This is a genomic window from Actinoplanes octamycinicus (assembly GCF_014205225.1).
Lineage (GTDB): Bacteria > Actinomycetota > Actinomycetes > Mycobacteriales > Micromonosporaceae > Actinoplanes > Actinoplanes octamycinicus.
This window is the reverse complement of record NZ_JACHNB010000001.1, coordinates 3,567,347-3,592,902: the sequence shown is the minus strand read 5'-3', so window position 1 is coordinate 3,592,902 and position 25,556 is coordinate 3,567,347. Positions and strand designations below refer to the sequence as shown.

The 25,556-nt window shown below is 73.8% G+C and carries 23 protein-coding genes; 9 read left to right on the top strand and 14 right to left on the bottom strand.

The features are described 5' to 3' along the window. The first annotated feature begins 14 nt into the window (after positions 1–14). Positions 15–791: a DUF308 domain-containing protein gene (locus BJY16_RS16120; protein WP_185040244.1), complete on the top strand. Its 777-nt coding sequence runs from the start codon at positions 15–17 to the stop codon at positions 789–791. Positions 792–838: 47 nt separating this feature from the next. Beyond that, positions 839–2,251, top strand: a complete 1,413-nt coding sequence (locus BJY16_RS16115; RefSeq protein ID WP_185040243.1) for an alpha,alpha-trehalose-phosphate synthase (UDP-forming) — start codon at positions 839–841, stop codon at positions 2,249–2,251. Positions 2,252–2,412: 161 nt separating this feature from the next. Here the strand turns inward: BJY16_RS16115 and BJY16_RS16110 are convergent, their stop codons facing one another. From BJY16_RS16110 to BJY16_RS16085, 6 genes are all read right to left on the bottom strand, one after another. Beyond that, positions 2,413–3,045: an alpha/beta hydrolase gene (locus tag BJY16_RS16110; protein WP_185040242.1), complete on the bottom strand. Its 633-nt coding sequence runs from the start codon at positions 3,043–3,045 to the stop codon at positions 2,413–2,415. Beyond that, the gene (locus tag BJY16_RS16105; protein ID WP_185040241.1) at positions 3,042–4,385 is read right to left on the bottom strand and encodes a flavin-containing monooxygenase; all 1,344 of its coding nucleotides are present in this window, start codon (positions 4,383–4,385) and stop codon (positions 3,042–3,044) included. Before BJY16_RS16105 ends, BJY16_RS16110 begins: the two co-directional genes overlap by 4 nt. 25 nt (positions 4,386–4,410) lie before the next feature. Next, positions 4,411–5,088: an endonuclease/exonuclease/phosphatase family protein gene (locus tag BJY16_RS16100; protein ID WP_185040240.1), complete on the bottom strand. Its 678-nt coding sequence runs from the start codon at positions 5,086–5,088 to the stop codon at positions 4,411–4,413. A gap of 15 nt (positions 5,089–5,103) precedes the next feature. Continuing rightward, a complete protein-coding gene (locus BJY16_RS16095) occupies positions 5,104–6,054 on the bottom strand; it encodes an ROK family glucokinase (protein ID WP_185040239.1) in 951 nt (316 codons plus the stop codon). A 25-nt stretch (positions 6,055–6,079) separates the two neighbouring features. Next, on the bottom strand, positions 6,080–7,696 hold the full coding sequence (locus tag BJY16_RS16090; protein ID WP_185040238.1) for a hypothetical protein: 1,617 nt from the start codon (positions 7,694–7,696) through the stop codon (positions 6,080–6,082). 66 nt (positions 7,697–7,762) lie between these two features. After that, entirely contained in the window at positions 7,763–8,215 is a 453-nt protein-coding gene (locus BJY16_RS16085; protein ID WP_185040237.1) for an SRPBCC family protein, read from the bottom strand. Between the two features lie 137 nt (positions 8,216–8,352). Between BJY16_RS16085 and BJY16_RS16080 the strand changes: the two genes are divergently transcribed. Both BJY16_RS16080 and BJY16_RS16075 read left to right on the top strand, forming a co-directional pair. Next, a complete protein-coding gene (locus BJY16_RS16080) occupies positions 8,353–10,032 on the top strand; it encodes a sensor histidine kinase (protein ID WP_185040236.1) in 1,680 nt (559 codons plus the stop codon). A gap of 7 nt (positions 10,033–10,039) precedes the next feature. Next, on the top strand, positions 10,040–10,708 hold the full coding sequence (locus BJY16_RS16075; RefSeq protein WP_014688640.1) for a response regulator transcription factor: 669 nt from the start codon (positions 10,040–10,042) through the stop codon (positions 10,706–10,708). Positions 10,709–10,891: 183 nt separating this feature from the next. On the opposite strand, the gene BJY16_RS16070 is transcribed toward BJY16_RS16075, so the two are convergent. Next, the gene (locus tag BJY16_RS16070; protein WP_239176529.1) at positions 10,892–11,395 is read right to left on the bottom strand and encodes a MarR family winged helix-turn-helix transcriptional regulator; all 504 of its coding nucleotides are present in this window, start codon (positions 11,393–11,395) and stop codon (positions 10,892–10,894) included. A gap of 69 nt (positions 11,396–11,464) precedes the next feature. Here BJY16_RS16070 and BJY16_RS16065 point away from each other — a divergent pair, with 69 nt between their 5' ends. Next, entirely contained in the window at positions 11,465–12,898 is a 1,434-nt protein-coding gene (locus BJY16_RS16065; RefSeq protein WP_239176527.1) for an MFS transporter, read from the top strand. 126 nt (positions 12,899–13,024) lie between these two features. Here the strand turns inward: BJY16_RS16065 and BJY16_RS16060 are convergent, their stop codons facing one another. From BJY16_RS16060 to BJY16_RS16035, 6 genes are all read right to left on the bottom strand, one after another. After that, on the bottom strand, positions 13,025–13,363 hold the full coding sequence (locus tag BJY16_RS16060) for a TlpA family protein disulfide reductase (protein ID WP_239176525.1): 339 nt from the start codon (positions 13,361–13,363) through the stop codon (positions 13,025–13,027). A 258-nt stretch (positions 13,364–13,621) separates the two neighbouring features. Further along, entirely contained in the window at positions 13,622–15,625 is a 2,004-nt protein-coding gene (locus BJY16_RS16055; RefSeq protein ID WP_185040235.1) for an ABC transporter ATP-binding protein, read from the bottom strand. Positions 15,626–15,747: 122 nt separating this feature from the next. Next, a complete protein-coding gene (locus tag BJY16_RS16050; RefSeq protein WP_185040234.1) occupies positions 15,748–16,875 on the bottom strand; it encodes a glycosyltransferase family 4 protein in 1,128 nt (375 codons plus the stop codon). Next, positions 16,875–18,131 carry a M48 family metallopeptidase gene (locus tag BJY16_RS16045; RefSeq protein WP_185040233.1) on the bottom strand — a complete coding sequence of 419 codons (1,257 nt, stop codon included), beginning with the start codon at positions 18,129–18,131 and terminating at the stop codon, positions 16,875–16,877. The genes BJY16_RS16050 and BJY16_RS16045 overlap by 1 nt, the downstream gene beginning before the upstream one ends. A gap of 81 nt (positions 18,132–18,212) precedes the next feature. Continuing rightward, the gene (locus BJY16_RS16040; protein ID WP_185040232.1) at positions 18,213–18,425 is read right to left on the bottom strand and encodes a hypothetical protein; all 213 of its coding nucleotides are present in this window, start codon (positions 18,423–18,425) and stop codon (positions 18,213–18,215) included. Between the two features lie 88 nt (positions 18,426–18,513). Further along, complete coding sequence (locus tag BJY16_RS16035) at positions 18,514–19,929, bottom strand: NYN domain-containing protein (RefSeq protein WP_185040231.1); 1,416 nt, start codon at positions 19,927–19,929, stop codon at positions 18,514–18,516. A gap of 105 nt (positions 19,930–20,034) precedes the next feature. On the opposite strand from BJY16_RS16035, the gene BJY16_RS16030 reads away from it, so the two are divergent. The 4 genes from BJY16_RS16030 to BJY16_RS16015 all read left to right on the top strand — a co-directional run bounded on the left by BJY16_RS16030 (position 20,035) and on the right by BJY16_RS16015 (position 25,209). Beyond that, a complete protein-coding gene (locus BJY16_RS16030; RefSeq protein WP_185040230.1) occupies positions 20,035–21,834 on the top strand; it encodes a DEDD exonuclease domain-containing protein in 1,800 nt (599 codons plus the stop codon). A gap of 108 nt (positions 21,835–21,942) precedes the next feature. After that, complete coding sequence (locus BJY16_RS16025; RefSeq protein WP_185040229.1) at positions 21,943–23,745, top strand: RelA/SpoT family protein; 1,803 nt, start codon at positions 21,943–21,945, stop codon at positions 23,743–23,745. Positions 23,746–23,788: 43 nt separating this feature from the next. Further along, on the top strand, positions 23,789–24,355 hold the full coding sequence (locus BJY16_RS16020) for an NUDIX hydrolase (protein WP_185040228.1): 567 nt from the start codon (positions 23,789–23,791) through the stop codon (positions 24,353–24,355). After that, positions 24,352–25,209 carry a nucleotidyltransferase family protein gene (locus BJY16_RS16015; protein ID WP_185040227.1) on the top strand — a complete coding sequence of 286 codons (858 nt, stop codon included), beginning with the start codon at positions 24,352–24,354 and terminating at the stop codon, positions 25,207–25,209. Before BJY16_RS16020 ends, BJY16_RS16015 begins: the two co-directional genes overlap by 4 nt. Before the next feature lie 33 nt (positions 25,210–25,242). On the opposite strand, the gene BJY16_RS16010 is transcribed toward BJY16_RS16015, so the two are convergent. Further along, the gene (locus BJY16_RS16010) at positions 25,243–25,530 is read right to left on the bottom strand and encodes an Lrp/AsnC family transcriptional regulator (protein WP_185040226.1); all 288 of its coding nucleotides are present in this window, start codon (positions 25,528–25,530) and stop codon (positions 25,243–25,245) included. Positions 25,531–25,556 lie beyond the last annotated feature (26 nt).

Sequence of the window (25,556 nt, the reverse complement as noted above, 5' to 3'; positions counted from 1 at the left end):
GGGGGTGTGCATCGGTGACAGCGGGCGGCGCCCGGCGCGGGCGGCGGGACAACGGGCTCGACGCGACCGATTACGCGGTCGCGGGCGACGTGGATCCACGCGTCGGTGAGCACCTGCTCGACGTGCTCGCGGCCGGCGGCATCGCGGCCTATCTGCAACCCACCGCGGACCTCAACCCGATCCTGCGGGCGACCACCCTGCCGGCCCGGCCGATCGACCGGCTCTATGTGGACCGGACGCATCTGGAGACCGCGCGCGAGCACCTGCACCAGGTGACCGGCGGCCAGCCGGCCACCCCGCCCGCCGAGCCGCCGGCCCCGCCGCGGCCGCAGGCCGAGGTGGACGCCGAGTGGGACAAGATCATCGCCGGCTTCCACACCACCGTCGACCCGGACGCGGCGCCCTGGCCGGAGGCCGAGGGCACCAGCAAGCCGGAGCAGCCCGACCCGCCGCACAACCGGCGGCGCACCGACCGGCCGGCCGAGCTGGTCTTCCACCCGGTCGTCGACCCCTACGAGCCGCCCCCGGCGGCCGAGGACGACGACGAGGAGGAGCGCTACGTCCCGCCGCCTCCCCCGCCGCTGCCGCACATCTCGAAGTACGCGATGGCCGGCGTCCTCGGGGTGATCTTCGGCTTCGTGCTGTTCCTGTTCCCCACGCTGATCCCGATCGACCCGACGTTCGTGATGGTGGTCGGCTTCGCGGCGATCGTCGGCGGCGCGGCCACCCTGGTCTGGCGGCTGCGCTCGGGTGACGACGACGACGAGTTCGACGACGGCGCGGTGGTCTGAACCGGTCGCATCGACAAACATGGGTGTTATGCCGGTAACCTACGGTGATGCGCCGAAGTTCGCTCGTGGTCGTCGCCAACCGTCTGCCGCTCGATGACAACGCCGCCCCGGACGGGGCCTGTGAGTGGCGGCGCAGCCCGGGCGGGCTGACCGGCGCCCTGCACACCATCCTCCAGCAGGCCCCGGCCACCTGGGTGGGCTGGGGCGGCGGCCAGGCCCCCGGCCCTCGGTTACCAACGGTCGGCAATGTGCGGTTACGCCCGGTCGCGCTGACCGCCGACGAGCAGCGCGGCTACTACGAGGGGTTCGCCAACTCCACGCTCTGGCCGCTCTACCACGACGCGGTGCAGCAGCCGGTCTTCCAGCGCGAGTGGTGGGACACCTACCGGGCGGTCAACCAGCGGTTCGCCGAGGCCGCCGCCGAGGTGGCCGGCCGGCACGCGGCGGTCTGGGTGCAGGACTACCACCTGCAGCTGGTCCCGCGGATGCTCCGGGAGCTGCGGCCGGACCTGCTGATCGGCTTCTTCATGCACATCCCGTTCCCGCCGCCCGAGCTGTTCATGCAGCTGCCCCGCCGGGTCGAGCTGCTGCACGGGATGCTCGGCGCGGACCTGGTCGGCTTCCAGCGCGAGCAGGCCGCGCACAACCTGGCCCAGCTGGCGCAGAAACTGCTCGGCGCGGAGACCGGCGACCACGCCATCCACGTCGGCGGCCGGACCGTGCGGACCGGGGCGTTCCCGGTCTCCATCGACGTGGCCGAGATGGCCGCGCTGGCCGCCCGGCCGGACGTGGTGGCGCACGCCGGCAAGTTGCGGCACGACCTGGGCGAGTCGAAACGGGTGCTGCTCAGCGTGGACCGGCTGGACTACACCAAGGGCATCGAGCACCGGCTCACGGCGTACCGGGAGCTGCTGCGGGACGGGCACGTGAAGGTGCGGGACACGGTGCTGGTCCAGGTGGCGGTGCCCAGCCGGGAGCGGGTGGAGAGCTACCGCGACCTGCGGGACCGGATCGAGGGCGAGGTCGGCCGGATCAACGGGGAGTACGGCCGGGTCGGCGAGCCGGCCATCCACTACCTGAACCAGCCGTTCGACCGGGCCCAGCTGGCCGCCCTCTACCGGACCGCCGACGTGATGGTGGTGACCCCGCTGCGGGACGGGATGAACCTGGTCGCCAAGGAGTTCGTGGCGGCCCGCGAGGACGGCTCCGGCGCGCTGGTGCTCAGCGAGTTCGCCGGGGCGGCCGCCGAGCTGTCCACCGCGTTCCTGGTCAACCCGCACGACCTGGACGGGCTGAAGCAGACCCTGATGCGGGCCCTGGAGGCGGACCCGGCCGACCTGCGGGCCCGGATGAGCGGGATGCGCCGGCACCTCACCGAGCACGACATCTACGCCTGGGCGCGGGCCTATCTGACCGCTCTGGATCAGACGGGGCGGCTCGCGCAGCGTCTCCCTCAATAAGATCAACTTCAGGAGATCGCTGACTCGGACCGCGCTGATCACCGATCGCCGCTCCCGCCAGGGACCCTTCCGGGCCGGGCTGGCCGCTGCGCGTCCAGAACGCCCGGCCCGCAAGGGCGACGTCCGCGGGTGGCACCGGCCCGCCACCGCCGAACCCGGGGTCAGAGCTGTTTGGTCAGCCAGTCCAGGATCGCGTCGATCGGCTCGGCCCAGCTGTCCTCCAGCATCATCTCGTGGCCCATCCCGGGGAACATCAGCGGCGCGCCGCCGTAGGCCGCCGCCGCCCGGTCCAGGGCCTTCGGCGACACCACCTTGTCGTCCGGGCTGCCGACCACCAGCACCGGCGGTGCGCCGACCGGGCGCGGCGGGACGGTCCGGCGCCGGCCGCCCAGCATCGGCAGGCCCGGCACCGGGGTGCCCAGCACCGGGGCGACCAGCACCGCTGCCCGGGCCGGGTAGCGGCCCAGCGCGCGGGCCACGGCCGCCGCGCCGGACCCATGGCCGACCAGCACCGTCTGGCGGGGCAGCGACGCGGCGGTCTGCACCACGTCGTGCGCCCGGGCGCGCGGGTCACCGCCGGGGCGCGGGGTGAGCGCGTGCGCCGGGAAGCCCCGGCCGGCCGTCCGCGGCAGCCAGTGCTCGGCGAACACCGCGGCACCGTGCTCGCGGCCGGGGACGAACAGCACCGGCGGGTGGCCCTCGTCGTCGTCCGGCAGCAGCGAGGCGACCTCCCGCTCGGCGGGTGGCACCGGGTCGGTCCAATCGCGGAACCGGATCAGATCAAAAGCGGTCACGCGGCCGGCTCCATCTCGGTGAGCAGACTCTCCAGCGAACGGAGGTAGTCGACGTGGTCGACCTCGAACCAGTGCCGTTCGGTCTTCACCACCCGGCGCCGCGACCAGGCCGCGAGCGGCTTGGCCGACTCCTTCTGCTGCACCGCGGTGGCCCGCGCCGGGTCGGTCCGGCGCAGCCGCAGCCAGCGGGCCGCCGCCACGCTCTGCCAGTGGGCCAGCGGGAACAACCCGGAGTCCGGCTGCACCAGGCCGATCACCACGAGCGTCGGGTGCTTCCGGGCGAAGGCGTGCAGGTGCAGGTCGGGGCGGCCGTGCTCGTCGGCGTCCAGCAGCTCGGGGGCGAGGAACTCGAAGCGCGGGCGGTAGCCGGTCGCGGTGATCACCAGGTCCGGCTCGATCCGGCTGCCGTCGGCCAGCTCGACCGCCGGGCCGTCGAACGCCCGCACGTCCGGCACCGGGGTGATCCGCCCGTGGCCCAGGTAGTACGGCAGCTGGCTGGTGACCACCGGATGGCTCTCGTACGGCTGGTGATCCGGCGCCGGCACCCCGAACCGGGTCAGGTCGCCGGTGGTCAGCGCCACCGTCCGGCGGTAGAGCCACTGCCGCAGGCGCACCGGCAGCCGCCACCGCAGCAGCCGGTCAGCGACCTGGTCGGCGGGGCGGCCGAGCACGTACTTCGGGGCGTACCAGTAGCCGCGCCGGGTCGAGTGCCACACCCGGCTCGCCTGCTGGGCGGCGTCCACCGCGATGTCGCAGCCGGTGTTGCCGCCGCCGACCACCAGCACCTTGCGGCCGCGCAGCAGCGACGGGTCCTTGTACGCCGCGGCGTGCAGCACCCGCCCGCGGAACTCCCCGGGGATCTCCGGGCGCCGCGGCTCCCAGTTGTGCCCGTTGGCCACCACCAGGGCGGCGTACCGCGACGTCCGGGACGCGCCGCCGCCGGTCGACTGGGTGGTCACCTCCCAGCCGCCGTCACCGGTCGGCACCGCGGAGACCACCTCGGTGCCGAACCAGATGTGCTCACCCAGCCCGAAGTGCGCCGAGTACCGCTCCAGGTAGCTGAGCACCTGGCTGTGGTGCGGATAGTCGGGCCAGGAGTCCGGCATCGGGAAGTCGGGGAACTCGGTGAGCGGCCGGGACGAGATCAGGTGGGCGCCGGCGTAGACCGGGCTGCGGTCGTGCCGCCAGTTCCAGGCGCCGCCGACCGAGGTCTCCCGCTCGTAGCAGTCCACCTGGAAGCCCAGCTCACGCAGATTCTTGACGGCGGTGAGGCCGCTGGCGCCGGCGCCCACGACGCAGACGGCGTCGCGGCGGTCGCCCGGGTCCGGGGAGTCGTGCACCCGGCGATCCTGCCAGACGGGCGGCTCAGTCGGAAGGGAGAAGAAGGTCCGCGAGGACCGGTAGATGGTCACTCGCGGCACGTGCCCGATCGGTCGCGATGATCTCGTATCGCTCGATGTGCACGTCCGGACTGACGAAGATCCCGTCGATCCGCCGGCTCGGCGCGGTGGCCGGGAAGGTCGGCTCGTCGTCCTTGGTGGTCAGCAGGCCGTCCTCGACGGTGCGCCAGGCGCCGCCGCCCGGCCCCTCGTTCAGGTCGGCGGCCGCGATCACCGGGCCGGTCAGCGTGTCCAGCTCGGCTTTCCAGTGCATCGCCTGGGCCGGCCGCTCGGCCGGGTCGGTGGCCAGGTGCGAGCCGGAGACGGTGAACGCCGCCCCGCGCACCCGGCAGCGGGCGAAGAACGCGCCGCGCAGGTGCCGGCCCGGGGTGAGCGGATAGCGCAGGCACCAGGTCTCGCCGATCGCCACCCGCAGGCTGACCAGCAGCAGGTTGCCCAGCGCGGGCAGCCCGCCGGCGGCCACCACCAGGCCGCACTCGCCGGCCAGCGCGGCGCTCCGGTGCCGCCAGCGGAACCGGCGCGGGGCCTCCTGCACCACGAGGACGTCCGGGGCCAGCTCACGGACCAGGCCGGCGAGCGCGGCCCGGTCGTCCTTCAGCCCGTGCACGTTCCAGCTGAGCACCCGCAGCGGCACCCCGGACATCCCCACCACCCGGTCTCAGGCGCGCCGGGCCAGGTCCGCCGCCCCGGCCACACCGGCCACGTTGCCCATCCGGGCGGCGTGCACCTCGGCGACCGGGAAGCGGTTGCGCTGGGCGAGCTGGTCACGATAGGTCCGCTCGGCCGGGCCCATCAGCAGCGGGCCGGCGTCGATCACCCCGCCGCCGATCACCAGGATCTGCGGGTCGAGGCTCTGCGCCAGGTCCGCCAGGGCGACGCCGAGCCAGTAGCCGATCTGGGCGAACGCGTCCATCGCCACGCCGTCACCGGCCCGGGCCGCCTCGGTGATCTGCCGGCCGCTGATCGCCAGCGGGTCGCCGCCGGCCAGCTCGAGCAGCTTGGCGGCGCGGTCCGGCTCCTGGCGGGCGCCGGCCCGGGCGAACCGGACCAGGGCGTTGCCGCTCGCGTACTGCTCCAGGCAGCCGAGCCGGCCGCAGCCGCACGGGTGCCCGTCCGGCACCGACTGGATGTGGCCGAGCTCGCCGGCCACGCCGTTGGCGCCGTGCCACAGCTTGCCGTTCAGCACGATGCCGCCGCCGATGCCGGTCCCCACGGTGATCATCACCATCGAGTCGTCGGCGTGCTGGGCCACCCCGAACCGGAACTCCGCCCAGGCCGCCACGTTCGCGTCGTTCTCCAGCACGGTCGGCAGGCCGACCGCCTTCGACACGTAGTCGCGCAGCGGCTCGTCGCGCCAGGCCAGGTTCGGCGCGAAGAGCACGGTCGAACCGGCGGCGTCGATCCACGCCGCGGCACCGATCCCGATCGCGGTCGCCTCCGGATACTGCTCCGCCAGCTCGGCGGCCACCTCGACGATCGTGTCCCGGGTGCCGGCCGGGTCCTCCGCCGGCGTCGGCCGGCGGTTCGACGCGAGCACGTTGCCCTGCTCGTCGACCACGCCGCCGGCCACCTTGGTGCCGCCGACGTCGATTCCGATGGTCAGCGTCACGCTGCCCGTCCCCTCTGAAGCAAGTTCACACCGTGTCGCCGTCGCGGGCGTCGTCGCCCGGCGCGGCATCGCGGTCCTCGGGCGCCGAGGCGCCCAGGTCATGATCCACGCTACGGTGCGCGGCCGCGTCGCGTGCGGCGGCCTCCGCGGTGACCACGGACCAGACGTCCGAATCCGCTTTCCCCCGATTACCCGGAACTCGCCTCCCCGACCCGTTCCGTTTCGTCCCGGCCCCGCCGCTCGCCCCCGCCGCGCTCGCCCCCGGCGCACTGCCGGCCTCCGGCGCACGTCCTTCCCCGTCGCCCGTCGCCCCCGGCGCACTCGTCCCCGGCGCACTCCCGGCCTCCGGCGCACGTCCTTCCGCGGCGCCCGTCGCCTCCGGCGCGCTCGTCCCCGGCACACTCGCCCCCGACGCGCTCGTTCCCGGCGCGCTCGTTCCCGGCGCGCTCTTCACCTCGGCCGCCTCCGGCGCCGGCTTCCCCTGCTCACGACCGCTGACCTTGCTCGCGGTCCGCCCGCTTTCCTGCGGTACGCCAGCAGCGCCCGTTTCCGCCGTCGCGTCCGCGGCCTGGCCCGCCCCGGTCGGCGAATCCGTGGTCTCGCCCGCCGTCTTCCGCAAGTCGGCGGCCTTCTTCGGCGGATCCACCGTCTCGCCCACCTTTTTCAGCAGGTCCGCAGCCTCGCCGGCCTTCTTCAGCAGATCCGCGGCGCCGCCCGGGAACGCTGCCCGAGCCACCCGCCGGGCCTCCGCGACCGCCCGCGCCACCGCCTCCTCAGCCGCCCGCGCCCGGGCACGCGCCTGCTCCGCCTCACGCGCGCTGGCCGCCGTCGCCGCCGCCCACGGATCACCGCCGGCGCCGGACGCTCCGGCCCCAGGGGACCCATCGGTAGCCGCAGACCCGCCGGCCACATTCGTCGCGTCTGTCCCGGCAGACCCGCCGGCCGCAGCAGCTCCGGTCGACCCGTCAGCCGAGGCGCTCGCGGACTCAGCGGCCGAGGCGGACGCGGGCTCAGCGGCCGAGGCGGACGCGGGCTCAGCGGCCGAGGCGGACGCGGACTCAGCGGCCGAGGCGGACGCGGGCTCAGCGGCCGAGGCGGCGGTGGCGGTGGTGGCGGTGGTGGTGGCCGGCTCGGAGGCCGGGGTGCTCGCGCGGGTGGCCGCCGACCACGCCTCCTCCGGCGCGGGCCGGGTCGCTCCCCCAGCGGGTGATTTCCGTGCCCGATCGGCCTGCAGCGACCCGGCCAGCGAGGCCAGTCCGCGCAGCACGCTCGCCGCCCCGGTGGCGATGTCCCCGGCGCCGCTGGCGATCTTGTAAGCGGTCTCCGGGCTGGGATCCCGGACCGCGGCGATCGCCTTGCACACCGGGCAGACGCAGCACTCCGGGCTGCCGGTGGCCCAACTGCCGCCCGGCGCGTGGGTGCCCGCCTGGGGACCCCGGGCCGCGTCGTTGAGCGCACCGAAGAACCCGTCCACGGTGCCACCGACCAGCGTGGCGGCGTCCGAGACGACATTGCGCGTACGCGAGGAGTCCCGCGCCGCGGCGAAGCGGCCTCGCGCCGCGGCGCCGACCCCGGCTGTCGCGGCCCGGGCGAGGATCGTGGCGACCAGCCGCTCGGCCTCCTCGCGTGCTGACCCGGCCATCCGCTCCCCCTCACATCGCTGCGGGCAGGCTCTCCACCCGGCGCCAGAAGCTCGTGCGCGCCGCCGTCAGGCCGCGGGCAGGCTCTCCACCCGGCGCTTGAGCTCCTTGAGCGCCGTGTCCATGATCAATTTCTCGGCCTTGCGGCGGAACATCCCGAGCATCCCGATGGCCAGCTCCACGGCCAGCGAGTAGGTCACCGTGGTGGTGCCGTCCGCGCCCTCGACCAGGTCGTAGGAGCCCTCCTGGGACTTCTGCGTCTTGGACGGCGCGACCAGGTGCCACTCGATCCGGGAGAGGTCGTCGGCGTACGCGTACTCCAGCGTGTACTCGTCGGCCATCACGCCGGCGTCGATCCGGAAGGTGACCTGGGCGGCATAGCCGTCCTCGTACTCCTCGGCGATCGTGACCTGCTTGATCGCCTCGGCCCACTCCGGATAGGCCGGGAAGTCGCAGATGACCGCGGCGACCTTGGCCAGCGGCGCATGGACCTGGATCGACTGCGTCGAGGTGTCCGCCATGCACGGGAGGCTACCCGCTGGGTGCGACAAACCGCGCCACCGCCCCGAGCGTGCCGCCGCTCCGATCGCCACCGCGGCGGGCACCCGGGGACGTCGCCGATGGGCCGAAGCCGGCCGGGGCCGCTACCATCCGTCACGTGCCAGCCCTAGCCAGCGGATCCACGCGCATCCGTCCGCTCGAAGCCGCGTCGCGCGTGATCATGCTCGCGCTGGTCGCGGTGCTCACCCTGATCGCCACCGGCGACCCGCGCCAGCTGATCTGGATCGCCCTGCTGGTGATCGCCGCGCTGCCCGCGTTCTTCTTCCGCGAGCATCCGATCCTGGCCCCGGCCGGCCGGTTCGCCGAGGTAATCGTGACCGGCCTGGCGGCCGGCTCGATCGCGGAGGCGTCCGACGGGGTGGCCCAGGGCTTCGGCGCCGAGGCGATCCTGCCCTACCTGGCGGTGCCGTTGCTCACCGCGGCGCTGCGCCGCAAACCGACCGAGGGCGCCGCGCTGCTCGGCGTGGCCGCGGTGTCGATCGTCCTGGGCGGCGCGCTGGCCGATCCGAAGACCGTGCTGGCCGGCACCGGCTACCTGGCGGCCGGCGGGCAGTGGCTGGTGCTCGGCGCGATCGTGACCTTCGCCGCCGAGGCGATGCGCCAGTTCCTGCAGCCCGCCGAGCCCACCCCGCAGCCGTACGCGGAGGCCACCCGCCTGCTCACCCAGCTGCGCAGCGTGGCCCGCTCGCTGCCGGGCGCGACCCTGGACCCGGGCGGCATCTCCGAGCACCTGCTGGAGGAGCTGCGCGCGGTCGCCCCCGGGCACCGGGCCGCGGTGCTCTCGGCCAGCGGCGGCGGCCGCCTGGTGGTGCTCGCCCAGACCGGCGCCGAGCGGGTGGACTGGGAGACCACGCTCGACGCCGACTCGGCGATCGCCGACGCCTGGGCCACCCAGCAGCCGCACGTGGCGAGCCGGTCGCAGGCCCGCACGCACCGCGGCGGCGAGGTGTCCTCGCTGGTGATCCCGCTGGTCGCCGGGGTCCGCACGATCGGCCTGGTGATCCTGGAGACGGACGCCCCGGGCGCCTACCCGTCGGCGGTCGTGCAGGGCGTGACCGAGGTGACCGGCCCGGCCGCGCTGCGGCTGGAGGCGGCACTGCTCTTCGACGACGTCCGCTCGCTGGCCACCAACGAGGAGCGGCAGCGCCTGGCCCGGGAGATCCACGACGGGGTCGCCCAGGAGCTGGTGATGGTCGGTTACGGCATCGACAACGCGCAGGCCACCCTGCCGGAGGGCGCCGAGGAGACGGCCGAGGAGCTGCGCGCGCTGCGCGGCGAGGTGACCCGGGTGATCACCGAGCTCCGGCTGAGCCTGTTCGAGCTGCGCTCGGAGGTGGACCGCAACGGCGGGCTGGCCGCCGCGATCGCGGAGTACGCGCGGACCCTGGGCACCAGCGCCGGCCTGCGGGTGCACTTCACCTTCGACGAGTCGACCGCGCGGCTGCCCGCCGCGACCGAGGCCGAGCTGCTCCGGATCGCCCAGGAGGCGATCACCAACGCGCGCAAGCACGCCGGCGCGTCGAACCTGTGGGTCACGTGCACGGTCGACCCGCCGTACGCGGAGATCGAAGTCTCTGACGACGGCAAGGGTTTCGCCGACAATCGACCTGATGGCCGGTACGGTCTGACCATCATGGCCGAGCGGGCCGAGCGCATCCGGGGCCGTCTCAAGATCACCCCAAGACACCCCAGCGGGACAACCGTCGCCGTAGTGCTCGGAACCCCGCCTCGGCGCGATAGCGTGCGGGATAGCGTTTCCGCTCCAGAAGGGGAGTAACCCGAGCATGTCGACCAGTCCGGCGCCGACGACGCGCACCAAGGTCCTCCTTGTCGACGATCACGACTTGATCCGTAAGGGGCTGCGACACGCATTCGAGCGCGACCGTCAGTTCGAGGTCGTCGGCGAGGCGGCGACGGCCGCGGAGGCGGTGCGTCAGGCCGGCGCGCTGCAGCCGGATGTCGTGATCATGGATCTGCGGCTGCCCGACGGCAGCGGCCTGGAGGCCACCCGCGCCCTCCGGAAGAACAACGCCAACATGGGCATCGTGGTCCTCACCATGTATGCCGGCGACGACCAGCTCTTCGGCGCTCTCGAGGCCGGGGCCAGCGCGTTCGTGCCCAAGACCGCGCCCGCCGACGAGGTGGTGGCGGCCGCCCGGCACGCGGCGTCGGCGCCCAGCGCGTTCACCGCGGCCGACCTGGCCGAGGCGATGAAGCGCCGGCTCGCCCCGTCCGGCCCGCAGCTCTCCCCGCGCGAGGGTCAGGTGCTGCGGCTGCTCGCCGACGGCATGAGCGTGGCCGGGATCGCCAAGCAGCTGTTCGTCTCCGAGTCGACCGCGAAGACGCACATCTCGAAGCTCTACGAGAAGCTGGGTGCGGCGAACCGGGCGCAGGCGCTGATGACCGCCTTGCGGCTGGGGCTGCTGGAGGCCCCGGACGCGCCGAAGTTCTAGACATTCCCGACGCTTTCGGCGGTTCTGCCTGGCAGCCTACGAATCCCCCGATAGGCCTCGCCGTCCGGGCACCCCGGAAGCCGCGTGACGCAACGCCGCGAGCAGCCCGGACGCCGCGGCGGCCACTCCTGATGTCTCCGTGCCCGCGAGGTGTCCCCCCGCGGAGACATCCGGGAAGGATCCTCACTCCCCCAGGGCGAGCAGGACTTTCCGCAGCAGGGCGTTGAGCTGGGTCAGCTCCTCCGCCGACAGCGCCGCGAGGGCCGCCTGGTCGCGGGCTATGCCGGCGAAGATGTACCGGTTCCACATCTCCCGCCCCTCCGGCGTGGGCCGGATCAGCACCCGCCGCCGGTCGGTGGCGTCGATCGTCCGGGTCACCAGGCCCGCCGCCTCCAGCCGGTCCAGCCGGCTGGTCATCGCGGCCCGGGTCACATTCGCCGCCTCGGCCAGCTGCGCCGGGGTCGCCTCGGTCGGCCACGGCTGGATCATCAGCACGTGCAGGGTCTTGAAGTCCTGCAGCGTGAAGTCCTCCTCGTTGCGCGCGAACGCCGCCGCGTCGGACCGCTCGATCCAGCGCAGGATGTGCTTCATCCGCACCAGCGCGCCCTCCACCTCCGGCGCGAACTTCGGCTCGTCCTTCCAGAACGACGCCCACCGGGCCACGTGCTGATCCACACCGTCTTCCACCCCACCAGTTTTGCACAGGATCTGATTATTAGTTGCTTGATAGTTAGACGGTGAACTAGTTTAGCGGGCATGACTCGCGACTTCCGGCTCCTCGCCACCGGCCAGGCCCTGTCCTGGCTCGGCAACGGCTTCCAGACCGTGGCGCTCGCCGTCGCCGTGGTCACCCATGGCGGCGGCGCCCACGACCTCGGCCTGGTGATGGCCGCCTCGGTGCTGACCATGCTGGCCGGCACGCTGTTCGGCGGCGTCTGGGCGGACCGGCTCCAGCCCCGGCACGTGATGGCCGTCTCCGACCTGGTCCGGCTGCTGGCCACGGCCGGCATCGCGGTGATGTTCGCCGGCGGCGGCTACCAGCTGCCGCTGCTCTGCGCGCTGACCGTCGTCTCGTCCGGCGCCGGCGCGTTCTTCACCCCGGCGATGAGCGCGCTCAAGCCGCTGCTCGTCCCGGCCGATCAGCTGCAGCGGGCCAACGCCACGCTGACCATGCTGCAGACCGGTTGCGGCGTGGCCGGGCCGGCGCTCGGCGGCCTGACCGTCGCCGCCTTCGGCGCTCCGGCGGGCTTCGCCGCCGATGCGGTCAGCTTCGGGTTGTCCGGGGTCTTCGCCGCCATGCTTTCGGTACGGGCGGACCGCGGCCCCCGAGCCCCGATGTTCCGTGAGCTGGCCGCCGGCTGGCAGGCGATCCGCAGCCGCGACTGGCTGCTCGGCGGACTCCTCGGCGCCACCGTCTACCACATCGCCAACGGCATGATCCTGGTCCTGGTCATGGTGATCGCGGTGGAGCGCCTCGGCGGCGCCCACGCGGTCGGCTGGATCTCGGCCGCCGAGGGGCTGGGCGGCCTGCTCGGCTCGGCGCTGGCCCTGCGCTTCCAGCCCCGCCGGCTGCTCCGGGCCGGCTGGCTGACGCTGCTGCTGATGCCGTTCTGGGCGCTGTCCTACGTCTGGCCCGGCATGCTCACCGCGATCCTGGCCGGCGCCATCATCGGTTACGGCGGCCTGATGTTCTTCGCGGTCGCCTGGGAGACCGCCATCCAGGACCGGGTCCCCCGAGCCATGCTCGGCCGGGTCTCCTCCTGGGACTACCTGACCTCGTTCCTGGCCATGCCCGTCGGCAGCGCCTTGGCCGGCCCGTTGACCGCCCGCTTCGGCCTCGACCAGGTCATGATCGCCTGCGCCGTGGTCCTGGCCGCCTCCGCCGCCTCCCAGCTGCTGATCCCCGGCTCCCGCAACCTCACCCGCTCCGCCCAGCCCCAGCCAGACCCGAACCCGGACCCGCTGTCAGACCCGAACCCGCTGCCAGCTCCGAACCTGGACCCGGACCCGCTGCCAGCTCCGAACCTGGACCCGGACCCGCAGCCGAACCCGAATCCGGACCCACAGCCGAACCCGCTGTCACACCCGAAGCCGAACCCGCTGTCAGACCCGCAGCCGAACCCGATGCCAGGCCTGAACCCGGACCCGCTGCCGGACTTGAAGCCGGAGGCCACCTCAACGCCCGCCTGAGACACCGCACCGTCCCCCAGCCAGAGCCCACCCTCCCGGGGGCCCCCACCACCGGCAAGTGTGACCGCACGCAGGCCCCATCACCCCGGCAGCCTGTGGACAACCCGCCAGTGTGGAAAACCCGGATCAGGCGGCCAGCAGACCAGCGAGAGCCGCGATCAGCTGCGGTTTCGTCGGCACCCCGGTGGCCCGGCGCGTCACCCGGCCACCGGCGTCGAGGATCAGCAGCGTCGGGGTGCGCCCGATCTCCAGGGCGCGCACCTCGTCGAGGTGGCTCTCGGCGTCGACCTCGACGTGCCGCACCTCCGGCAGCAGTGCGGCCACCTCGGCGCTGATCCGGCGCACCGCCCGGCACGGCGCGCAGAACGCGGTGGAGAACTGCAGCAACGTGACCCGCCCGGGCTCGACCCCGAGCCGCTCCAGCAGTGCCCGGTCCAGCCCTTCGCCCACCACGGAATCCGCCACCCCGCCAGTCTGCTCCAGCGGCGAGTTGCAGGGCATCACACCCGACGCCACCGTGTCCGACAGCACCACACCCGACCGCGCAGCGCCGCGCCGGAAAGCGCCACATCCGACAGCGCCGCCCCAGGCAGCGCCCCCCGACAGCGCCGCCCCCGACAGCGCCGCCCCCGACAGCGCCGCTCCAGACAGTGCCGCGCCTGGAGGCACTACATCCGCCAGAGGCCCGCCCACCGACACCACTCACCGGGAGAGAAGGCGCGGTCAGGCCGATTGATAGGCACTGGCCTGCAGCGTGAACAACTGCGCGTAAACCCCGTCCGCCGCCATCAGCTCCTCGTGGTCGCCCTCCTCGACCACCTTCCCGTGGTCCAGCACGTAGATCCGGTCGGCCTCCCGCACGCTCGCCATCCGATGCGTGATCAGCACCACCGTCCGACCCGCGGCCAGGTCCCGCAACCGCAGGTACACCTCGTGCTCGGCCCGGGCGTCCAGGTTCGCGGTCGGCTCGTCGCAGATCAGCAGCGGCGCGTCCCGGTGGAACGCCCGGCTCACCGCCAGCCGCTGCCACTGCCCGCCGGACAGGTCGGCGCCGTCGGTGAAGTGCCGGGACAGCAGGGTGTCGTACTTGCGGGGCAGCTCCATCACGAACTGGTGGGCGTCCCCGGCCCGGGCCGACTCCTGCACCTGGGCCAGCGACGCCGGCCGGTCGTGCCGGCCGATCGCGATGTTGGCCCGGGCGGACAGCGGCCACCGGGTCGGCTCCTGCATCACCACCGCGACCCGCTCCCGCAGCGACTCCGGATGAAACCGGGAGACGTCCACCCCGTCCCAGGTGATCGTCCCCTGCTGTGGGCGGTACAGCCCGGCCAGTACGGCGGCCAGGGTGGATTTGCCCGAGCCGTTCTCCCCGACCAGCGCGACGATCTCGCCGCGGCGCAGGGTCATGTCGATCCCGTCGACGGCGGCCCGCTCGGCGTCCGGGTAGCGGAAGGTGACCCGGTCCAGCCGGATCTCGCTGAACCCGGCCGGCGCGCGCAGTTCCGGCGACGGCTCGGCGTGTGCCAGCGACATCGCGCAGAACCCTTGGAAGTCGGCGAAGTAGAGCCCTTGCTCGTACACCCGGTTCACCGAGAAGGCCAGCTCGCGGAGCTTGCCGATGCCGATGTTGATCGCGTACGCCGCGGCGCCGCCGACGGCCAGTTCCATCCGGCCGGTCCACAGCAGCCAGAGCAGCACCAGATAGGAGAGTCCGCTGATCAGGCCACTGAGCGCCTGCCCGTAGAGGGTGGTGCGGACCGACCGGGTCACTACCCGGATCTCCTCCACCGTGGAGATCCGCAGCAGCCGGGCGACCTCGGCGAGCAGGAACCGGCGCACCGTGAAGGCGCGCAGCTCACCGGCCGGTTCCCGGGCGGCGAGCAGATAGGCGAGCATCCGCTGGCGGCGCCAGACCGCGATCAGTTTCAGCTCGCTGCGGTAGTTGAGCCGGGCCGCCCGGACCGCCGCCCAGCCGGTCGGCACCGCGGCCAGCACCAGCAGCGGCAGCAGGATCGGGTGCAGCACGGCCAGCACCCCGGCCGCGGCGACCAGCCCGACCAGGTTGGTGAGCACCTCGATGCCGAAGTCGACCACCTGCTGCGCGGCCGGGATCCCGCGGTCCCGGGCCCGCTCCATGGCGTCCCGCCAGTCCGGGTCGTCGAAGGTGGCCAGGTCCACCCGGGTGGTCAGGTCGAGCAGCCGGTTCTCGGCGGCCTCGTAGACCGCGGGCGACAGCCGGCCGTGCATCGCGGTCGCCGCGCTGGCCAGCAGGCCACGCACGGCGACAGCCACGATCAAGAGCACCAGCGACGGTACGGCGGCGCGCACCCGTTCCGGAGTCGGGCCGGCCTGCAGCAGCCCGTCGAAGACGCCGACCGTGCTGATCAGCCCCAGCGCCCCGGCCACCCCGGCGGCGACCTGCAGCACCAGCACGGCGGCCGTGGTCCCCGGCCCGGCCCGCCAGGCGAGCAGCCAGGCGTCCCGGAGCAGCCGCGGCAGCCGGCGCAGCATCCGCAGGAACCCGGTGTTCGCCGCCTCCTGCGTGCTGGTCAGCCAGTACGGCAGGTCCAGCTCCCCGTCGCCCCCGCTCTCCAGCATGGTGGCGCCATCGTCCGCGGTCACGGTGGGGCCGGGGCTGTCGTGCGCGGCGGGTCCGCCGGGAGCACCGGCGAGATCGGACGCGGGATGGTGGTTGTCGGCGGGGCGGGCGGGGGTGGCGTCCGGCATCGGCGGCCTCCGGTCGGTGGTCCCTCCGTTCCGTTCCTACGCCGCCCGGCCGCCCACTGTCCACGAAGAGTCCCGCTCACTCATGCCAATCCCCTACTCCGAGGGGTTTCGTCCGCGGTGCGTCAGGCCGGGGCGAGCAGCTCCTGGAGCCGGGCGGCCTGGGTCTCCCAGCGCCACTCGCGCTCGACCCAGGCCCGGCCCGCCTTGCCCATCGCCGCGGCGCGATCAGGATCGGACAGCAGCTCGGCCACGCGAGCGGCGATGGCGGGCACGTCGCGGCCGCCGACCACGTAGCCCGTCTCGCCCTCGCGGACCGCGTCCGGCGCGCCGCCGGAGTCGCCGCCGACCACCGGGAGGCCGGTCGCCGACGCCTCCAGGTAGACGATGCCGAGGCCCTCGACGTCCAGGCCGGCGGCCCGGGTGCGGCACGGCATCGCGTAGACGTCGCCGGCCGCGTAGTGCTCGGGCAGCTCCGCCCACGGCACCGAGCCGGTGAAGATCACGTCCGCCTCGACGTCGTGCTCGCGGGCCAGCCGGGCCAGCGTCTTGCGGTGCGGCCCGCCGCTGACCAGCAGCAACGCGGCGCCCGGCACCCGGCGGCGGATCTGAGGCAGGGCGCGGATCAGCATGTCCTGCCCCTTGCGCGGGACCAGCCGGGACACGCACACCACCACCGGGCGGCCGGTCAGCCCATGCCGGGCGCGGACCGCGGAGCCGTCCACGCCGGGGTGGAAGGTGTCCACGTCGACGCCGGGCGCGAGCCGCCGCAGCTCGGTCAGCCCGTGCAGCGCCCGGTCCAGCCGGGTGCGCTGGTAGTCGCCCAGGTAGGTGATCACGTCGGTGCCCCGGGCGATCCGGCGCAGCAGGCCGCGGGCGCCGGGCAGCGCCGCCCAGCCGATCTCGTGGCCGTGGGTGATCCCGACCGCGCGGGTGATCCCGGCGTCCCGGCGCAGGCCGTGCGCGAGCAGGCCGAGCGGGGCGGCCGCGCCGAACAGCACGCTGTCGCAGCCGTGCGCCCGGGCCAGCTCGGCGGCCCGCCGGGCGACCCGCGGGGTGGGCAGCAGCATCCCGGTGTCCTCCCGGACCACCTCGAACGGCTGCTCGGCGTCGAAGGCGGCCGCGCCGCGCCAGGTGGACGAGTAGACCACCACCGAGCCGGCCGGCTGGCGCACCGCGAGGTTGTGCACGAACTGCTGGATGCCGCCGGGCCGGGGCGGGAAGTCGTTGGTGACCAGCAGGGTGCGGGCCATCAGCGCTCGCCCCGGGCGTACGCACGGGCGGCGGCCATCCGCTGCACGGTGGACGGGTGCGAGGCGAACATCAGGAACTCCCAGGTCGGCGGATCAGGATCGGACAGGTTGACGGTGCCGAGGCGGCGCTGCATGGCCTCGAAGGTCTGCGGGTCGCCGGTCAGGTCCAGGGCGTGCTGGTCGGCGCGGGCCTCGATGTGCCGGGAGACGAACGCCTGGCCCGGCCCGGTCAGCAGCCCGGCGACCGTGGCCACGGCGAGCAGCAGGGCGATCGCCCGGGGCTCGCCGATCGAGTCCACCCCGGCCAGCCGGAGCAGCCCGGCCCAGGAGCCGAGCAGGTAGACCGCGATCACGGCGAGGGCGGCGCCGAGCGCGCCGAGGATGGTCCCGGTGAGCACGTCGCCGTCCTTGGCGTGGCCCAGCTCGTGCGCGGTCACCGAGACCACCTCGTCCGGCGTGGCCTCGGTGAGCATGGTGTCGTAGACGACGATCCGCCGGGTCGGGCCGAGGCCGGAGACGTAGGCGTTGACCGCCCGGGTGCGCCGGGACGCGTCGGCGACCAGCACGTCCTTGACCGGGACGCCGTCGCGCTCGGCGAGCTGGATCAGCTCGGTGCGCAGCGGGCCGTCCGGCATCGGGGTGAACCTGTTGAAGATCGGCTCGACCACCACCGGGAGGACGAAGCTGAGCAGCACCACCAGCCCGGCCGCGCCGGCCGCGCCGAACGCCCACCACCAGCGGGGCGCGAAGTGCGTGACGGTGAAGAAGCCGGCCAGCGCCAGGCCGCCCAGGACCGCGCCGACCAGCATCGATTTCGCCAGGTCGGCGCCCCAGCCGGCCCAGGACTGGGTGGAGATGCCATACCGCACCACGATGGTGTGCCGCCAGGCGGCGAGCGGCACGGTGAGCAGCTCGCCGGCCAGCACCACGAGCAGGCCGCCGAGCACCGCGCGGGCCAGCCAGTGGTCGCCGAACGGCCGGCCGGCCAGCTCGACCAGCCGGGCGCCGAGCGGGGTGAGCCCGAGCAACAGCGCCACCAGCAGGCCCAGGGCCATGCCGAGGTAGTTGCCGGGCCGCAGCTCGGCGCGGAACTGCCGGGCCCGGGCCACCTGCTCCGGCGGGAACTGGCCGAGTGCGGCCACCTGGTCGGCGCGCGGCGCGGGAGCGCGGTGCCACGGCACGGTCAGCGCCGCGACCAGCACCAGCGCCACGAGCAGCACCCCGAACGCGACGAGGGCCCACCACCGGGGAGTCATGACGAAAGATCCTAAGGGTCGGGGTGGGGAGTCACACGGGGCCGCGGCGTGACTCCCGGCCTCGACCCTTCGTCGTCATGATCACGCCACGTGGCGGCGGACCGGGACGACCGCGGGTGGCTCCGGGGTCTCCAGCAACTCCACCTCGAAACCGGCCAGCTCGAACGTCTCGATCGCCCGCAGCTCGCCGGGAGTCAGGTCGGCGATCCCGCCGGGCGTCTGCTCGAGCACGCTGACCAGGCATCCGGTGCACTCGTCGGTCCGCTCGACGCAACGACCACAATCGATGATCATTACCCCTCCTCAACCGGGAGGGCCGGGCCGTGCGACGGACCGGTCACCTCAGGTGACGGTCACGCTAGGCGAGGGGTACGACAAAACCTCAGGATCTCGCCAGCCGGCGCAGCAGCGAGTCGGCGCCCATCGGGTAGGCCCCGTGCCGGCGCACCCCGTCGGCCACCTCCCGGTCGGAGGAGACCACCACGATCGGGCGGCCCGGCGGCTCGGCCCGGACCAGCTGCCGGATCAGCTCGTCGGCGGTGGTGCCCTTGCGGGAGAAGAGCACCCGGACGCCGCGCGGCGCCGGCGGCAGGCCGTGCACCCGCTCGGCCCCGTCGAAGACCACGGTGACCTCGTCCTGGGTCTGCGCGGCGATCCCGCCCAGCCCGGTGATCAGGCGTTTGCGCTGCTGCTCCAGGGACATGTCGGCGAAGCCGCGCTTGGTCACGTTGTACCCGTCGACGATCAGGTGGGCGCGGGGCAGCGCGAGCAGCTGGTCGAGCCGGCCCGGGTCGTCGGTGTCCTGGGCGCGGGCCCGGGACCGCTCCGGGGCGCCCGGCCGGTCGGCGGCGGCGTCGGCCACGAAGTCGGCGGGGAGCTTGTCGCTCGGGTCCAGGGCCAGCTCCCGGCGCAGCCCGGAGGCCGCCTGGCCGATCGTCTCGAGCAGCAGCCAGAGGCGGGCGTCGTCGACCGCCCGGGCGTCCTTGACCGCCTGCTTGCCGGTGGCCGCGCTGGCCTCGGCGTCGGCCAGGCGGGAGCGCATCCTGCGTACCTCAGCCTCGTGGTCCAGAGCGGCGCGCGCGGCGCGGCCCTTCTCGGTGGCCAGCAGATCAGCCGCGCGTTTCTGCGCGGCCTGCGCCTCGCGCAGCGCCTTCGCCGTGCTGCGGGCCTCCTCGCGCAACTGGCCGAGCTCCTCGCGGACCCGGGCCAGCTCGTCGCGCAGCTTGTCGGCCTCCACCCGGGCCACCGCCCGGTCGTGCTCGGCCCGGGTGGCGCGCTGCTCGGCGGCGCGCAGCCGGTCGGCCTGGGCGGCGCTGTCCGCGTCGGCCCGGACCACGTCGCCGGCCGCGCCGACCAGGTCCCGCCAGCCGTCCGGACGGGCCAGGTAGGCCAGGGCGGCGACCTCGACCGGGTCGGCGGCGGCCGGGGCCACCCCGCCGGTCACCGCGGTGCCCAGGTCACCGGCCTCGGTCACGATCCGGGCGCCGATCCGCTGCCGGAACAGCGGGTCGGCGGTGAGCTGGGCGGCGATCTCCCGGCCGCCGAGCCGGGCCCGCCGGTTCGGCGCGAAGCGGGCCACCCGGCGCAGCGCGACCGGGATCTCGTCGGCCGGCAGGCCGGGCAGGGCCGCGGCGGTCAGCGTCATGATCCGCTGGCGGACCGGCTCCGGCAGGATCGGCTCGGGCGCCTCCGGCACCGCGGACGAGGAGCCCTCCGGCAGCAACGCGGGAATGACGTCCGCACCCGGGGACGCCGCCTCCTCTACGGGGCGGTCGTCGGGTTCCAGCGGCGCGGACATCTCCCCATTCTCACACCGTGGCCCGCGAAAACGCTTGCTGAGGCAAGTGATCTTTTCCGGGGTGGGCTCGGTTTATGTCATACCCCCGCTCTAAGGTTGCCCGCCGTGGCACAACCGGCTTATGTGCAGGGCACTCTGGACACGCTGCTGTCCGCCGACGGCTCGGTGGACCCGGCCGCGGTCTCGCTGGCCGACACCACGTTCGTGGTGCTCGACCTGGAGACCACCGGCGGCGCTCCGGACGGCGGCGGGATCACCGAGATCGGTGCGGTCAAGGTGCGCGGCGGCCAGCAGCTGGGCGAGTTCGGCACGCTGGTCAACCCGGGGGTGCCGCTGCCGCCGTTCATCACCGTGCTGACCGGCATCACCGAGGCGATGCTGCGCCCGGCCCCGCCGATCGAGACCGTGCTGCCCGCCCTGCTGGAGTTCCTCCGCGGCGCCGTGCTGGTCGCCCACAACGCGCCCTACGACGTCGGCTTCCTCAAGGCGGCGTGCGCCCGGCACGGCTACCCGTGGCCGGCGCCCCGGGTGCTGGACACCGCGGCGCTGGCCCGCCGCGCGCTGACCCGCGACGAGGTGCCGAACCGGAAGCTCGGCACCCTGGCCCACTTCTTCCGGTCCGCCGTCGAGCCCAACCACCGCGCGCTGGACGACGCCAAGGCCACCGTCGACGTGCTGCACGGCCTGATCGAGCGGCTGGGCAGCTACCAGGTGCACACCCTGGGCGACGCGATCGAGTTCGCCAAGGCGATCACCCCGGCCCAGCGCAGCCGCCGGCACCTGGCCGACAACCTGCCGCACGTGCCGGGGGTCTACATCTTCCGGGCCGCCGACGACCGCCCGCTCTACGTGGGCACCTCCAAGGACGTCGCCACCCGGGTGCGCAGCTACTTCACCGCCGGGGAGAAACGCGCCCGGATCTCCGAGATGCTGACCGCCGCGGTCCGGGTGGAGGCGGTGGAGTGCGCCCACGCGCTCGAGGCCGAGGTGCGCGAGCTGCGGCTGATCGCCTCGCACGCCCCGCCGTACAACCGCCGGTCGAAATACCCGGAGCGGGTGGTCTGGCTGAAACTGACCGCCGAGGCCTTCCCCCGGCTGTCGGTGGTCCGCAAGTTCGCCGACGACGGGGCGACCTACCTGGGCCCGTTCTCCTCGCGGCGCACCGCCGAGCTGGCCGCCGCCGGGGTCTACGACGCGGTGCCGCTGCGCCAGTGCAACCACAAGCTGTCGCTGCGCACCAAGACGCCGGCCTGCGCGCTGGCCGAGCTGGGCCGCTGCCCGGCCCCGTGCGAGCACGAGATCACCCCGGAGGAGTACGACGTGCGCGCCGCCCTCCCGTTCCGGGTCGCCACTTCGGGGGACCCCGGTCCGGTGATCGAGGCGATCCTGGCCCGGATCGAGACGCTCAGCGACCGGCAGCGCTACGAGGAGGCGGCCACCCTCCGGTCCCGCCTGATCGCCCTGCTGCGCGCGCTGATCCGGATGCAGCGGCTGGACGCCCTGACCCGGCTGCCGGAGATCGTCGCCGCCCGGCGCAACGACAAGGGCGGCTGGGAGATCGCGGTGATCAGGCACGGCCGGCTGGCCGCCGCTGCCACCTCACCACCGCGTGAGCACCCACGACCCACCCTGGACGCGGCCCGGCTGACCGCCGAGACGGTCCTTCCCGGACCGGGCCCGGTGCCGGCCGCGTCGGCCGAGGAGACCGAGCGGGTGCTCGCGTGGCTGGAGCGGGTGGACACCCGCTTGGTGGAAACCTCTGGCGACTGGGTGTCACCGGCTCGTGGCGCGGCGCGATTCGCCGCCCTCCTCACCAGGGCCGAGGTGGCCGCTTCGGCCCAAGACTCGACCGTTCGCCTATCGGTAACTGACCGTTCGGATGACGCTCGCTCGCTTAGGCTGTAAGGCACGCGGGGAGCTTGTGGTGATTCCGGGTCATCGGGGTCATGGCCACCTCAGCTTCTCGTGCCATGCTTCAAAGCAGGCATGGGCGATCGGTGAGGGGGTGTCCGGGTGGACGTCGACGCCGGCCACGGCGCCGCTCTCGGTCGTGCCCTGCCGGCCGCCACGTCCCAGGCCGGTTCGTCCAGCCCGCTGAATTTCACCCGGCGACTGCGGTCGCTGCTGAGCTTTCAGGGCAATGACGACGATCCGGTCTCGACTCTGGCCCGCACGCACCGCGCCATCCATCCGTCGGCCGACGTGGCCCTGCTGCGCCGCAGCTACTCGATCGCCGAGAGCATGCACCGCGGCCAGTTCCGCAAGTCCGGCGATCCGTACATCACGCATCCGCTCGCCGTCGCGCAGATCTGCGCCGAGCTCGGCATGGACACCACCACGCTGGTCGCCGCGCTGCTGCACGACACGGTGGAGGACACCAGCTACACGCTGGAGGCCCTGGAGGGCGACTTCGGCCCCGAGGTGACCCACCTGGTCGACGGTGTGACCAAGTTCGACAAGGCGTTCTACGGCAAGGCCGCCGAGGGCGAGACGATCCGCAAGATGATCGTCGCGGCCGGCAAGGACGTCCGGGTGCTGGTGATCAAGCTGGCCGACCGCCTGCACAACATGCGCACGCTGGACGCCCGCTCCCCCGCCTCCCGGGCCCGGATCGCGAACGCGACGCTGGACGTGCTGGTCCCGCTCTGCGACCGGCTCGGCATCCAGGCGCTCAAGCGGGACCTGGACGACGTGGTGCTCTTCCACCTGGAGCCGGACGCCTACGCCCGGATCGACGAGCACGTGCGGAACCGTCCCGGCTGGACCGAGTATGTCGCCGACGTCTCGGCCAAGGCCCGCGCCGCGCTGCGCCGTTCCCGGGTCGACGCCGAGGTGACCCCGCGTCCCCGGCACTACTACTCGATCTGGAAGGACACCGTCGCCGGCGGCCATACGGTCCCGCTCGACCTGCCCCGGATCGCGGTGGTGGTGGACGGGCCGGACACCGACTGCTACGCCGCGCTCGGCGCGATCCACGGCCGCTGGCGCCCGGTCGCCGGCCGCTTCAAGGACTTCATCGCCTCACCGAAGAACAATCTGTACCGCTCGCTGCACACCACCGTGGTCGGCCCGGAGGGACGCCTCGTCGAGGTCCTGATCCGCACCGAGACCATGCACCGCTACTCGGAGTACGGCGTCGCCACCAGCTACCGATATCCCAAGGTGTCCGACGAGCCTCCCGGCGCCGACCAGCTGACCTGGCTGAAACGAGTGCTCGACTGGCAACAGGACACCACCGACGCGGCCGAGTTCCTCGATTCGCTCCGATGTGACCTCGCCGAGGCGCAGATCACCGTCTTCGCCCACGGCAACGCCTACGAGTTACCCAGCGGCTCCACCCCGGTCGACCTGGCGTACGAGTTGGGCCCGCAGAAGGGCGACCAGTGCCTCGCCGCCACGATCAACGGACGTCTCGCCCCCCTCAGCTCCCCCCTTCGCGACGGTGACGTCGTCGAGATCTTCTCGGAGAACGACGGGCACGTCGAGGTCGAACCGAACGCGCCGCGCGGCCCCCGCAAGGAGTGGCTCGGGTTCGTCAAGTCGAGCCAGGCGCAGATGCAGATCAACCGCTACTTCGACGAGCGGAACGAGCCCGGCATCAGCATCGCCGACAAGGTGCGTCTCGGCCGGGCCACCATCGGCCTCACCCTCCGCAAACACGATCGCGGCCTGGCCAGCGAGGTGCCGCTGCGCCGGCTCGCCGAGGACCTGGGCTACCCCGACCTGGAGACCCTGCTGGTCGCGGTCTGCGAGCGCACGGTCGAGCCGGACGCGGTGGTGGAGCAGCTCATCGCGATGGTCGACCACCCGGATTGAGCCCGGCTCCGGGCTCTCAGCCATTCCGGCTAACCTTGCCCGCGTGAACATCTCTCGGCAGTTGCGCGGCCTGGCCTACCAAGTGTTCTACGGCCTGCCACTGCCGGTCCGCCGCCAGGTGGCCCGGGCTGTCTCGCCGAAATTCCTGGTCGGCGCGGTCACCGTGATCCGCGACTCGGAGGCCGCCGAGCCGGGCCGGGTGCTGCTGCTGCGCCAGCCGTCGAGCCGCGGCTGGGGTCTGCCGGCCGGGCTGCTCAAGCGCGGCGAGATGCCGGCCGTCGGCGCCGCCCGCGAGCTCTTCGAGGAGTCCGGCGTCCGGATCGAGCCGGGTGACCTGCGCCCCGGCAATCCGAACGCGATTCTGCACCCCACCGCGGCGAACGTGGACCTGGTCTGGTTCGGCTGGGTGCCGGCGTCCAGCACACCGCTGGTGGTGGACGGCGGCGAGGTCCTGGAAGCCCGCTGGTGGCCGCTGGACGACCTGCCCCGGCTCACCTGGCCGACCGCCCGCCTGCTCGGTGTCTACGGCCTCGGGCCGCGGGCCGGCGAGCTGCCGCCGTCGGTCCCGGTCGCCGACGCCGCCCCGGCCCGCCCCACCTCCACCCCGTGACCGCCGCCCGTCCCGGGGCCGCCCCGGAGATCTGCGGTGTCGTGCTGGCCGCCGGTGAGGGCCAGCGCCTGCGCCCGCTCACCGCGTCGGTGCCCAAGGCGCTCTGCCCGGTGGGCAACCTGCCGCTGCTCGACCACGCCCTCCGCCGGCTGGCCGGCCTCGGCCTGAGCGGGCCCGGTCAGGTCGGCGTGAACGCGGCGTACCTGGCCGACCAGGTGGTCGCCCACGCCACCGGACGCGCGCACCTCTCGGTGGAGCTGGACGGCCCGCTCGGCACCTCCGGCGGCGTCGCCCGGCTGAAATCGTGGATCGACGGCCGGGGCGTGCTGGTCGGCAACGCCGACGCCTACCTGGCCGATCCGTTCCGCGAGCCGGGCAAGGACATCGCGGCGCTGCTGTCCGGCTGGTCCGGTGACACGGTCCGGATGCTGACCAAGCCCTGCCGTCCCGGCGAGACCGGTGGTTTCAGCGGGCACCGCTTCGCCGGCTTCTCGCTGATCCCGTGGCGTTTCGTCGCCGGCCTCGCCGACCGGAACACCGATCTGGTCCGCACGGTGTGGCGCCCCGCCGAGGCCGAGCAGGCCCTCGAACTGATCGGTTACGAGGGCTTCTACCTGGACACCGGCACCCCGGCGCTCTACCTGGAGGCGAACCTGCACGCCGCCGGCGCCGGCCTGGTCGACCCGGCCGCCGAGGTGACCGGCGCCGCCATGGAGTCGGTGATCGGCGCCGGCGCCCGGGTGGCCGGCAGCGTGACCCGCTGCGTGGTGTGGCCCGGGGCCACCGTCGAGCCCGGCGAGTCGCTCAGCGACGTGATCCGGGCCCCAGGCGGCCTGACCGTGCCCGCTGCCTGAGCCGGCTCAGTCCGCCCGCTGCCTGGGGCGGGCTCAGTCCGCGTCGGGCAGGCCGATCGCGAACGCGTCCTCCAGGTCGTGCTTGGAGTAGGCGCGGAAGGCGATGTGCGACTCCGTGTTGATCACGCCGGGCGTCTTGGAGATGCGGCCGGCGATGACCTCGGCGATGTCGTCGAAGCGCGGCACCCGCACGATGGCGATCAGGTCGACGTTGCCGGCGACCGAGTAGACCTCGCTGACCCCGTCCAGCGCCGCCAGCGCCTCCGCGACCTCGGGAATCGAATCGGTGGCGCAGTCGATGTGGACGATCGCGGTATTCACCTGAGGTCTCCTCACCCATGAGGCCG

What these genes read in the sequence shown, in the direction of transcription:
- BJY16_RS16115 (WP_185040243.1), top strand. Translation starts at nt 839, where the DNA reads ATGCGCCGAAGTTCGCTCGTGGTCGTCGCCAACCGTCTGCCGCTCGAT.
- BJY16_RS16100 (WP_185040240.1), bottom strand. Translation starts at nt 5,088, where the DNA reads ATGTCCGGGGTGCCGCTGCGGGTGCTCAGCTGGAACGTGCACGGGCTG.
- BJY16_RS16090 (WP_185040238.1), bottom strand. Translation starts at nt 7,696, where the DNA reads ATGGCCGGGTCAGCACGCGAGGAGGCCGAGCGGCTGGTCGCCACGATC.
- BJY16_RS16085 (WP_185040237.1), bottom strand. Translation starts at nt 8,215, where the DNA reads ATGGCGGACACCTCGACGCAGTCGATCCAGGTCCATGCGCCGCTGGCC.
- BJY16_RS16075 (WP_014688640.1), top strand. Translation starts at nt 10,040, where the DNA reads ATGTCGACCAGTCCGGCGCCGACGACGCGCACCAAGGTCCTCCTTGTC.
- BJY16_RS16065 (WP_239176527.1), top strand. Translation starts at nt 11,465, where the DNA reads ATGACTCGCGACTTCCGGCTCCTCGCCACCGGCCAGGCCCTGTCCTGG.
- BJY16_RS16055 (WP_185040235.1), bottom strand. Translation starts at nt 15,625, where the DNA reads ATGCCGGACGCCACCCCCGCCCGCCCCGCCGACAACCACCATCCCGCG.
- BJY16_RS16050 (WP_185040234.1), bottom strand. Translation starts at nt 16,875, where the DNA reads ATGGCCCGCACCCTGCTGGTCACCAACGACTTCCCGCCCCGGCCCGGC.
- BJY16_RS16045 (WP_185040233.1), bottom strand. Translation starts at nt 18,131, where the DNA reads ATGACTCCCCGGTGGTGGGCCCTCGTCGCGTTCGGGGTGCTGCTCGTG.
- BJY16_RS16040 (WP_185040232.1), bottom strand. Translation starts at nt 18,425, where the DNA reads ATGATCATCGATTGTGGTCGTTGCGTCGAGCGGACCGACGAGTGCACC.
- BJY16_RS16035 (WP_185040231.1), bottom strand. Translation starts at nt 19,929, where the DNA reads ATGTCCGCGCCGCTGGAACCCGACGACCGCCCCGTAGAGGAGGCGGCG.